10 protein-coding genes are annotated in these 11,225 nt (G+C 49.0%); 8 read left to right on the top strand and 2 right to left on the bottom strand.

Annotated features, from left to right (window positions below; genetic code table 11):
• Positions 1–228 precede the first annotated feature (228 nt).
• Complete coding sequence (locus OCU14_RS10920) at positions 229–699, bottom strand: Rrf2 family transcriptional regulator (RefSeq protein WP_261811052.1); 471 nt, start codon at positions 697–699, stop codon at positions 229–231.
• Positions 700–1,108: 409 nt separating this feature from the next.
• Between OCU14_RS10920 and OCU14_RS10915 the strand changes: the two genes are divergently transcribed.
• The 8 genes from OCU14_RS10915 (at position 1,109) to OCU14_RS10880 (ending at position 10,196) form a co-directional block, all read left to right on the top strand.
• Positions 1,109–2,158: an ABC transporter ATP-binding protein gene (locus OCU14_RS10915; protein WP_261811051.1), complete on the top strand. Its 1,050-nt coding sequence runs from the start codon at positions 1,109–1,111 to the stop codon at positions 2,156–2,158.
• A complete protein-coding gene (locus OCU14_RS10910) occupies positions 2,155–3,129 on the top strand; it encodes an ABC transporter ATP-binding protein (protein ID WP_261811050.1) in 975 nt (324 codons plus the stop codon). Before OCU14_RS10915 ends, OCU14_RS10910 begins: the two co-directional genes overlap by 4 nt.
• Complete coding sequence (locus OCU14_RS10905; protein WP_261811049.1) at positions 3,129–4,088, top strand: ABC transporter permease; 960 nt, start codon at positions 3,129–3,131, stop codon at positions 4,086–4,088. Before OCU14_RS10910 ends, OCU14_RS10905 begins: the two co-directional genes overlap by 1 nt.
• Before the next feature lie 14 nt (positions 4,089–4,102).
• Complete coding sequence (locus OCU14_RS10900; RefSeq protein ID WP_057879384.1) at positions 4,103–5,053, top strand: ABC transporter permease; 951 nt, start codon at positions 4,103–4,105, stop codon at positions 5,051–5,053.
• A gap of 131 nt (positions 5,054–5,184) precedes the next feature.
• Positions 5,185–7,011, top strand: a complete 1,827-nt coding sequence (locus tag OCU14_RS10895; RefSeq protein ID WP_261811048.1) for an oligopeptide ABC transporter substrate-binding protein — start codon at positions 5,185–5,187, stop codon at positions 7,009–7,011.
• Positions 7,012–7,393: 382 nt separating this feature from the next.
• Positions 7,394–7,849: a universal stress protein gene (locus OCU14_RS10890; RefSeq protein WP_057879387.1), complete on the top strand. Its 456-nt coding sequence runs from the start codon at positions 7,394–7,396 to the stop codon at positions 7,847–7,849.
• 184 nt (positions 7,850–8,033) lie between these two features.
• A complete protein-coding gene (locus tag OCU14_RS10885) occupies positions 8,034–8,867 on the top strand; it encodes a hypothetical protein (protein WP_261811047.1) in 834 nt (277 codons plus the stop codon).
• A 444-nt stretch (positions 8,868–9,311) separates the two neighbouring features.
• Complete coding sequence (locus OCU14_RS10880) at positions 9,312–10,196, top strand: RluA family pseudouridine synthase (RefSeq protein WP_261811046.1); 885 nt, start codon at positions 9,312–9,314, stop codon at positions 10,194–10,196.
• Positions 10,197–10,769: 573 nt separating this feature from the next.
• On the opposite strand, the gene OCU14_RS10875 is transcribed toward OCU14_RS10880, so the two are convergent.
• Positions 10,770–11,003 carry a hypothetical protein gene (locus OCU14_RS10875; RefSeq protein ID WP_261811045.1) on the bottom strand — a complete coding sequence of 78 codons (234 nt, stop codon included), beginning with the start codon at positions 11,001–11,003 and terminating at the stop codon, positions 10,770–10,772.
• Positions 11,004–11,225 lie beyond the last annotated feature (222 nt).

The raw sequence follows: 11,225 nt of genomic DNA, 5'->3' as shown, positions 1-11,225 counted from the left end.
CGAGAAAGGTTCTAGACTACTGTACCCCTGAAGAAGTTTTATTTGATAAAGTGTTGCACTTGGTTTGACAATTCGTCACATAAAAAAAACGCCAGACCGAAGTCTGACGTCAGCCGCGTCAGGGTTCACCCCTGGCGTTGAAAGTATGGCCATTAATGGTGGCCGTAGTCACCATCCCTTTTATAACTTCATTATAATCGCTTTAACGAAATAATTATAGAAAAGTGCCTAGTCATTCTGGCCATTTACCAGGCGACGGAAGTAACCGTGGCTATGGAGGTCTTCCTTAAGGTCCGTCATCGTGAATTGATGATAGAACTTTCGGTAGTCCTCATCGGCCAGGGTAAACAGGTCCGTCAACGTTTGCGAGATGTTGGCCGAGATATCCGTCTCATCGGTCGCCTGGGTCCCCTTGGAATCCCCCGTAATGAACCGGGCATAACTGATAGTTGGCGGAATCGTCAAGTCATAGAGTTCGCCAACGTTAATCTCATCAAGATTGCGCAGGAGTTGGTAGCCGCCATTTTTCCCGACGGAGCCTTCGATGTACCCCTGCTTATGGAGTACGGAGAGAATATTGCGGATCATCACCGCATTCAATTGAAGTGACGTTGCCAGTTCGCGGCTTGCAATCTTCCGGGGACGATTCTCATCCAGATAGAGCAAGCTATGGACCGCAACGGAAAAGTCTAATCTCATCGTCTAGCCATCGCTTTCAAAAAGTCTGTATTCGCATGTAACCGATACAAATATCATACCACAAAACCATCGCATGGCGATGAGAAAGCCGTGACCCCCTGAGAACTTTCTCATAGAGAATATACATGCATATTATTCTAACAAATTGCATAGATTACGCCCGTAAATAGGTAGTTCGACAAGCAAATTGTCCAACTACCCCCTTTTAGGTTAAATTTTTTATCATTTTAACTATTGTCTGCGAAACTTGATACATCAGAGTTTATGAGGTATTTATGAAGAAATCATGATTAAAATTAAAAAATAAGGGTTGTAAATGAGAATTTGATTAATTATAATCAGAACCAATTATTGTTCGCTAGCAGATTGAATACGCAAGAACGTTTATTCATCGGGCTTAATCTACATAATGAGAGGTAGATTAGAACATTGGGGAGGGATTTCCGTGAAAACCGCATCAAACTTTCTAGATATTAAAGACGTCAGCACGGCTTTCAAGATTAACGGACACTACTACGACGCCATCTCCCACATTAACCTCCAAGTCCAACACGACGAAATTCTCGCCATCGTTGGTGAATCAGGATGTGGTAAGAGTACTTTAGCCACAACGATTATGGGCCTTCACGATCCAGCCGAAACCAAGATTTCTGGTTCCGTCGACTTCGAAGGGACCGACCTATTAGGCTTAGACGAAGATGGTTATAACCAATTCAGAGGTGCCAAGATTGGCATGATCTTCCAAGATCCCCTGTCAGCCTTGAATCCCCTCAAACGTATTGAGGACCAAATTAGTGAGGTCATGGATTACCATACTTCCTTATCTAAGTCCGCCAAGCATGACCGGGTCATTGAATTGCTCAACCAAGTTGGGATCGTCAATCCCGAACGGACCGCTCACCAATATCCCCATGAATTATCTGGTGGGATGCGGCAACGGGTCATCATTGCCATTGCGATTGCCTGCAAGCCAGACTTAATCATCGCCGACGAACCAACCACGGCATTGGACGTCACGATTCAAGCGCAAATCTTGGATGTCCTCAGAGACATTCAACGTGAGAACCACGCCGGTATCATCCTGATCACTCATGACTTGGGTGTTGTGGCTGAAACCGCCGACCGGGTTGCGGTTATGTACGCCGGCCAGATCGTCGAACAAGGAACCGCGGAACAAATCTTCAATTCACCGGAACATCCTTACACGCGTTCCCTCTTACGGTCGATGCCGCAACGGGACAACGAAAACGATGACCTCTACGTCATCCAGGGTAACGTGCCTTCCTTACAGAAGATGCCAAGTAAGGGTGACCGGTTCGCCCCACGGATCCCTTGGGTACCAGCTAGTGCCCACGAAGAACATCCGGCAATGCACGAAGTTGCGCCGGGTCACGAAGTCCGTTGTACCTGCTACAAAGACTTCACATTTCCAGATGAGAAGGGGAGCGTGACGGAATGAGCCTAATCGAAATCAAAGATCTCAAAGTTCACTATCCCATCCGTACCGGATTCTGGAACCGCATCACCGATTCCGTTCGAGCCGTCGATGGCATCACCTTCAACATTGAAGCCGGTGAAACCTACGGATTAGTTGGTGAATCTGGTTCCGGCAAGTCGACGACTGGCAAGTCCGTCGTCGGTCTCGAAAAGGTTACGAGCGGGTCCATCCTCTATAAAGGACAGGACATTACCAAAGCTGAAAACCGCCGCAAGTTGGATTACAACCGCGACGTCCAAATGATTTTCCAAGACTCCCTGTCGAGTCTGAATCCCCGGAAGCGGATCGAAGATATCATCGCCGAACCCCTCCGGAACTTCGAAAAGCTCAGCAAGGATGATGAGAAGCTGCGGGTCTTACAACTTCTCGACATCGTTGGCCTGGATGCGGATGCCTTATACAAGTACCCGCACCAATTCTCCGGTGGTCAACGGCAACGGATTGGGGTCGCCCGTGCGGTGGCTACCAACCCGAAGCTCATCATCGCTGACGAACCCGTCTCCGCTTTGGACCTCTCCGTTCAAGCCCAAGTCTTGAACTTTATGAAGAAGATTCAACGTGAATTTGGGATTTCCTACCTGTTTATCTCTCATGACTTAGGGGTTGTGCGGCACATGTGTAACAACATTGCCATCATGAACCGGGGCCGATTAGTCGAGATTGGAACCCGTGACGATATCTACAATCACCCGTTACATATCTACACGAAGCGGCTTCTGGCAGCGATTCCCGAAACCAACGTCAACCAACGTGAAGCCCACAGAGCCTCCCGCCTGGCCGTTGAAAAGGTCTACCAGGAACAACAAAGCAAGTACTACGACGATGATGGCGAGGCCTACCCACTGGTTCAGATTTCTAAGACCCACGCGGTAGCCTTACCAGAAGCTCTGGCTCAGCAACTTGCCACCCAGGAAGGAGAGGTGCAGGCCTAATGTGGAAAACGATTCTCCGGCGTTTCTTAATTATGATTCCTGAAGTCATTATTCTCAGTCTGCTGGTCTTCCTCCTGGCTAAGGCGATGCCCGGTGACCCATTTACCGGTTCGATTAACCCCAAGGCTGACCCCCAGCAAATCAAGCATTTAATGCGAATGAATGGATTGTACGACCCTTGGTACCAACAGTATTGGAACTGGGTTGTGCACTTGTTCCATGGAAACTTAGGGAACAGCTACCAGTATCAAGAACCTGTCACTCGGCTGATTGAAGGCCGGGCCGGGAACACGCTCTGGTTAGCCCTGTTCACCATGATTCTGACCTACGTCTTTGCCCTCCCAATGGGGGTCTTCGCGGGCCGTCACGAAGGTAAGTTACCCGATACCATTATCCGGGTCTACACCTACGTGACCTACTGTATTCCGTTCTTCGTTATCCTGGTTATCGGGATTTGGATCTTCGGTTACGTGCTGGGTTGGTTCCCAACGACCGGGTCAATATCCTCGGACGCTACTGGATGGCTACATACCGTCGGGTCGCGTTTCTACCATATCTTGTTACCTGGTCTCCTCGGGGCGCTGTTCGGTACCGTCAACATTGTTCAGTACCTGCGTTCCGAAGTTATCGACGCCAAGCATTCCGACTACGTCAGAACGGCGCGGTCCAAAGGGGTGCCGAACCGAGACATTTACTTACACCATATCTTCAGAAACTCACTCTTACCAATTGCCGCTTTTGCCGGCTACTCCATCACTGGGCTGTTGAATGGGTCAATCTTTACTGAAACGGTCTTCTCTTACCCCGGGATGGGCTTGCTGTTCGTGAACTCGATCAGCTACCGGGACTACACGGTTATTACCGCTCTAGTCCTCATTTATGGGATTTTAAACTTACTGGGAACCCTGCTCTCCGATATCATCCTGAGCATCGTCGACCCACGAATTCGGATTGAATAAGGAGGCTAAACAGAATGGCAGAAAACTTCGAACAACACTCAGATATTTCCGCAGCTGATTTGGCCCGCCTATCACAGGAGGCTCAGGCGGAAGCCACGCCATCGACGGCCAAAATCATCTGGAGTGAATTTAAGGCGGATCGTCCCGCCATGGCTGCCCTCTTCATCATCGTTGGCTTCATTGTCTTCGTGATGGTGGGTGCGCTATTTATCAACACTCCCAAGATGATGGAAACCAACATCATGGCGTACTTCAACCAGCCGTTCACCCCTGAATTCTGGCTCGGTGCCGACTCCGGTGGTCGTTCCGTGGCCAAGCAGCTGATTGTCGGATCTCGTAACTCCATTGGGATTGCGATTGGTTTGACCATCATCTCTTCCACCTTCGGGATCTGCTGGGGACTCATCTCCGGTTACTTCAATGGTTACATCGACTGGGGGATGCAACGGGTCTATGACTTCATGATGATGTTACCCATGACCATGATGATTATCGTCCTGGTTACCATCATCCCCCACTACAACTCTGTGACCTTAACGTTCATCTTCTCCATCTTCTATTGGGAAGGAACGTCACGGTTGATTCGGTCCAGAACCTTGGCCGAAGCGGAGAAGGATTACGTGGCTGCTTCCCGAACCTCTGGGACTAGTCACTGGAAGATTATCTTCAGAGAAATTATGCCTAACATTTCTTCTCTGATCATCGTCGACTGTACCCTGTCCTTCGCCGAAAACATCGGGGTTGAAACCGGGCTGTCTTACCTGGGCTTCGGGCTACCAAGCCAGACGCCTTCACTCGGGACCATGATTTCTAACGCCAATGACCCCAACAACATCACGCAATACTGGTGGACTTGGTTACCAGCCGCATTGGAAATCATCATTCTTTGTTTAGCGATTAGTTATGTCGGCCAAGTTCTGCGGCGCGCTGCAGATGCTTCGCAACGCCAAGGTGCTGCCGATTAATCACCTAATTTCATTTGAGGAGATGGTGCCACCCTTCATCTGCGTCAGTCGTAACATTGGTTCCACAACCGATCCTGAGGAGAATCGGTTGGCTTATAACTTGAGGAATTTATACAAGGGGGAAACATAGTATGGATAAGAAAAAGCTCGCATTGTCTGCCGTGGCTGTTCTTGCAACACTCAGCCTTGCAGCATGTTCCAGCAAAAGTTCATCCAGTTCCAACTCCGGAACTAGTGGCGCTTCCGTAAAATTGTCCGCTTCATATAAGAACACGAAAGCCACTGATAAGTCCGCGACGAAGAACAGTACATTAAAGCTCGCAGAACCTAACGACTCGCCATTCCAAGGGATTTCTGACCCCGTCTTATCGACGAATGCCGAAGACGCCGACGTCTTCTCACCAGGTGGGGATACTCCCGGTAACATCAACGGGTTATTCCGGACCGACGGCAACTTTAAGATCATTGACGGTGGGTTAGCCAACCAGAAGATTGACCGGAAAGCGAAGACGGTTACGATCACCTTACGCAAGAATGCTAAGTGGTCTAACGGTGACAAGGTTACCGCCAAGGATATCGAATACCCATACGAAGTTATTGCAAACAAGAACACCACTTCACAACAATACTCCGCTGACTACAACACCATCAAAGGGATGGCAGAATACCACACTGGTAGTGCTAAGACCATCTCTGGGATTACCTTCCCTGACGGCCAAACTGGTCGGACGGCTGTGATCCACTTATCCAAGGTTACGCCAGCCATGAAGTATGCTGGGAACTCCTTTATCTGGAGTTCTGTTGAACCTTACAACTACATCAAGAATGTGCCAATCGCCAAGTTAGCTTCATCCAAGCAAGTTCGTAAAGACCCACTCTTCACTGGTCCTTACAAGTTGGATAAAGTTGTTGAAGGTGAATCCACGACTTGGTCACCTAACAAGTACTACTATGGCAAGGCACCACAAATCAAGCACATCAGCATCAACGTGGTATCTTCCAACAACATTGACAAAGCTATCCAGTCCAACAAGTACGACTTCACTGTTCCTAACAGTGTCATGCGTGGGACTGACTACAAGCAAATCAAGAACACCAAGAACTACAAGATGGTTGGTCAAGCTGCCCTCTCCTACGGTTACTTTGGGTTCAACGTTGGTCACTACGACACCAAGACTCAAAAGAACGTGATGGACAAGAACAGCAAGATGAGCAACAAGAGCTTACGTCAAGCCATGATGTACGCCTTGAACCTCGATGCCGTTAACAAGAAGTTCGGTAATGGGATCACTTGGCGTGGGAACACGTTGATTCCACCAATCTTCAAGAAGTACTGGGATTCTTCAGCCAAAGGTTACCCAATGAACATCAAGAAGGCTGAACAATTACTGGATAAGGCCGGTTACAAGAAGCGTAACGGTAGCAAGTGGCGTTCCGATCCTAAGGGCAAGCCATTAACCATTAACTTTGGTGCCATGACTGGGACTTCAGCCCAAGCTGCTGAATACCAAGACTACCTGCAACAATGGCGTAAGGTTGGTTTGAACGCTAAGTTGGCAACTGGTAAGACGATGGAAATGAACAGCTTCTACTCCACCATCCAAAAGCCAAAGCAAAACACGGTCGACATTTATGCCGCCGCATGGAGCTTGTCATCTGAACCAACGCCTACGCAAATCTACGGTGAAGACGCAACCTACAACATGGGTCACTTCGTCACTAAGAAGAACACACAACTTATGAGCAACATGAACAACGAAAAGGCTTGGAACGATACTTACCGGACCAAGGCCTTCAAGCAATGGCAGAACTACATGAACGAACAAGCCGCAGTTGTACCTGACAACTTCAGTTACAACTGGTCACCTGTCAACAAGCGGGTTAAGGGCTTTGACATGGGTGCTGCTAACCAGAACTTCTGGACGAACTTATCCTTGACCTCATCAAGCCTTAAGTAAATCTAGGGTTTCGGTTCATGAATCCTGACGATTACCGTCGAATCCTGAGAGATTCGGCGGTTTTTGTTTGCCTGAATTTTGTGGAAAGCCCCCAATTCAGTTTCTGGGTAAACCCTCATTTTTTCTTCAGGGTTCCCCAAGTCACGCAACCGTTCCCAATCCCCTCACATCAGTCACCCAAGCCTTGGTTAGAATGAAATGAGTCAAAGATGACCTCCCGCAACTTTTGTTATAATTTTTTCAAACTAAGGGTACCCCCTAGTTCCCGCGTTTTCATCCCTTTTCATACGGGTTTCTACGAATTAATTACTTACACTCTGCGAAATTAATGATATAGTATAGGTAAAGTTTTAACATGACTCGTGAAGGGGTGGCATTCCATATGTTACAACAATACAAGAACATTCTGGTTCCCGTTGATGGCTCCAAAGCAACCCAACCAGTCTTAGAAAAGGCAATTGAAGTCGCTAAACGCAACCAAACCCATCTTGATATCTTAAATGTCCTTGAAGTTAACCAATTCAGCGACACTTATGGTGGTGCTGTAAGTGGTGACGTCATTTACAAGCTTTCTGAGGACGTTCAGGAACGACTTGATAGCTTGAAGCAACAAGCCATCAACGCCGGTGTGACTGACGTCAGTATCCACGTTCGTTTCGGTAATCCTAAGCCGGTTATCGCACGAGAATTCCCAGCGGACCACGGTTCCGAATTGATTGTCATTGGGTCAACTGGATTGACCGCCGTTGAACGTTTAATGGTTGGTTCTGTAACCAACTACGTTAGCCGTTCTGCCATCTGCGACGTCTTAATCGTTAAGCCAACTAAACTCAAATAAACAACTGGTCCCTCACCCTCGTGGTGGGGGATTTTTTTATGGCAAATTAGATATCTCCTAAACACATTCACTGAATAGGCCTATAATAAATCCTTGTAGATAACCATCTACGGCCCGAATCGGAGCGGGTCTGTTTCATTATTTTTAGGAATGTCATCCCGCGTGATGACAGGAGGAGTTTAACATGAACAACTTACTTAAGGGGTCTCTGGCCCTGACTATCGGTCTTATCGGCCTAACTGGCGGTCTGACCACGGCCAACGCGGCACCCAAGTCACCATACTTGGATATGAACCACTCATTTATCCGTTACGTCCAGCTCAAGAAGAACCTCTACATTGGTGCGCAGAAGAAGTCGGGGAAGACCTTCAAGCGCGTTCAGAGTAAGAAGGGCACCATCGTGGGGATCTTTGGTATGGGCTATAACAAAAAGGATAAAAACGGCAACTGGATCGTCAATGCCAGCTTTACCAACGTTTCCAATCACTATAGTCGCATCAAGAATCTGACCTATGATCGTAACGTTTCCGTTCCCCTCAAGAAGGCTAACTTTAAGATCGTCAAACTAGGGGCTCAACCAACGTTGTATCAGGCCGGTAAAGGCTTCAAAGGCATCCTAAATGGCAAGACATTCACGTCACCAGCCGCCTTCTACTTAACACAGGACCACTACGTCCAATACTATCGTGCTTCAGCCATGAAGAAATTTGCCCCCGACGGCGCAGTCGCCACTGTCTCGGGTCTCGACGTTTGGAAGCCAACCCACTCGGCTAAGGCTTATAAGGTGACAACCAAGGATAGAACGACGCAAATCTACACCCATCGGGCCATCAAAGGATTGCCCAACAAGCGCGTTGCCAAAGGCAATTACCGTTTGACTATCAAGGATTTGAATCGTCAAACTGATCAAGACTTCTTCCCATTTGAAGATGCTTACTACGCTTATGCCACCTGGTCTAGCTACCAGGTTAACGGCAAGCCTTATTTCTCCGGCACTGCTGACGAAGACTACGACTAAGTTCTAGAACAAATAGGCCGCCTGCGGCTGCCAGGGATTACGCCTGCTGTGGGGACGCTTCAGCCTAAAAACCAGGCTTCTCGCTCGATTTGAAGCCCCGCCAGGGGCGCGGGTCTTCAAAGTCGCCCGTACTGTAAGGCCGAGAAAAGCACTCGGTCTAACAGTACCGCCACGGCTGGCTCCATCCCTGACCTCCTCCGGCTAGGTTGGTTCTTTAATACAGCCGAGAGTATTAGTCTCATATTTCTATGGTATTCAATTAACTTTTAACTTAACCGACCAGTCCTACTACCGCATTACTCGGAGTGGGACTGGCCGGCTTTTCTGTCTCATACTGTCCGCATATTTATGGCATGAAATGGTATGATGGTTGGTAATCAGATAGGCGCAACCCGCCTATCACCCACGTTTAAAACACGCAATTCAAGAAAGAGGTAACCTCCTTTGCACTGGACCTATACGCGTACCCTACCCCCAACTCAAATAACTCATTCGTTGCGAGACCAGCTGACTGCCTGGCTACTCCCGAGCCACCTGGTGCATGATCTGCGGATTAGTCAGCGCGTGCTCGTCAATGGCAGTTACCGGTCAATGAACCAACTTGTCGGACCCGGTGACCTCGTTCAGATGACCTTTGTCCCCGACGACTTCAAGGAACCCTTTCCTGAGGTCGATCCCGACAGTGCGGCTACCGTGGCCGTCATTTATGAAACGGCAGATCTCCTCATTGTCAATAAGACGCGAGGAAGTAAGACGCACCCGAACCAACCAGGCGAGCGCGGAACCACTCTAAATCACGTTGCGGCCTATCTGGGAGACGATCAACCCGGACCTTATATTCTAAGCCGGCTGGACCAGGAGACCACGGGTGCCCTGATGATGACCAAAACTCCTGCCGTGGTACCAATCATGGTGCGCAACATTGCCGAGAAGCGCGTTCAGCGTACCTATTTGGCCTGGGTGGCTGGCCATCTAGTCGGTAAAGGCACGTTTGACGCCCCTATCGGCAGAGACCCCCAGGACCGCCGTAAGCGTCAAGTTAACGGCACCCATCCACAGAGAGCCATCACCCATTACGCGGTCTTAGACAAGCAGCCAGGGGCCACTCTGGTCAAATTATGGCTAGAGACCGGCCGGACCCACCAACTTCGGGTTCACTTGGCCGCCAGTGGTCATCCCCTGATCGGCGATCCCCTTTATGGGACCCCTTCTAAGACGCGCTTACGGCTCCACTGTTGGCAGTTAAGCTTCCCTCAACCCTTCGCCACTGATAACCAGTTAACGACCGTCACGGCCCCTGTACCTTCTGATTTTGACGTCCTCGACTGAACCTTCTCCAAGTCAGCATAATCGTCAGAATTCTCACGATAGAGACGCTTACCACTATTAACCATTGAAATCAGTTATACTCTAGTCAGTTGGATTCACTAGGGGGGATTAGATGCGCTGGCAACAAAAAGGAGCCCTGATTATTCTTGCGGGACTGTTAGCCATCTTATTAATCTGGGGACTCTTCAATCTTCGTCGATGAGCATCTTTTAATAGCACCAGCTAGAGTGACCATTTTGTGGTTTACCTAGCTGGTGCTTTCTATTCATGATTAGTGTTAAAGGGCCGCCTGCGGCTGCCAGGGATTACGCCTGCTGTGGGGACGCTTCAGCCTGAGGACCGGGCTTCTCGCTCGATTTGAAGCCCCGCCAAAAACGCGGGTCTTCAAAGTCGCCCGTGATGTAAGGCCGAGAAAATCACTCGGTCTAACATCACCGCCACGGCCGGCTCCATCCCTGACCTCCTCCGGCTTGGATCCTTCCTTCCAATCACACTGGCTAGACCAACCCCACAATCACTGCCCAGTAAAAAACGGGAAGTTTGCCTATTCAGCAAGCTTCCCGCTTATTTGATCTAGTCTGATTCTGGTTTGACCGATGTTCCCCACCAGTGAGGCATGAGTTCACCTAGAGTTAAGGTCTCTCGTTTTGCATAATTCACCATAATTTGCATATTTTCATTGGCTTTATTATACTGCATGAATGCCTCACGACAGGCGCCGCAAGGCATACCATCGTTACCTTCAGGCGGCGTATCTCGGAAGGCAATCAACCGTTGGACCTCGGTCTCACCACTATCCATATACATTTGAAGTAAGGCAACCCGCTCCGCACAGAGGTTCAAGACCCCAGATAGTGCTTCGACGCAGTACCCCGTGTCAATTGCCTCTGAATGAATTCGGAGGCTTGTCGCTCACGTGTCTGACGACACAGTAGTCCAACATACCCGTTAAGGTACTCCTACTCGTAGTGACAACATCATCGGGTAATTGACGGCTACCCGTTTAACTGCCAGGTTTACCCAGCAGTT

It is taken from the genome of Levilactobacillus humaensis (genome assembly GCF_024345185.1).
Lineage (GTDB): Bacteria > Bacillota > Bacilli > Lactobacillales > Lactobacillaceae > Levilactobacillus > Levilactobacillus humaensis.
The sequence above is the reverse complement of the archived record's forward strand: the minus strand, read 5'-3'. Positions and strand labels throughout refer to the sequence as shown.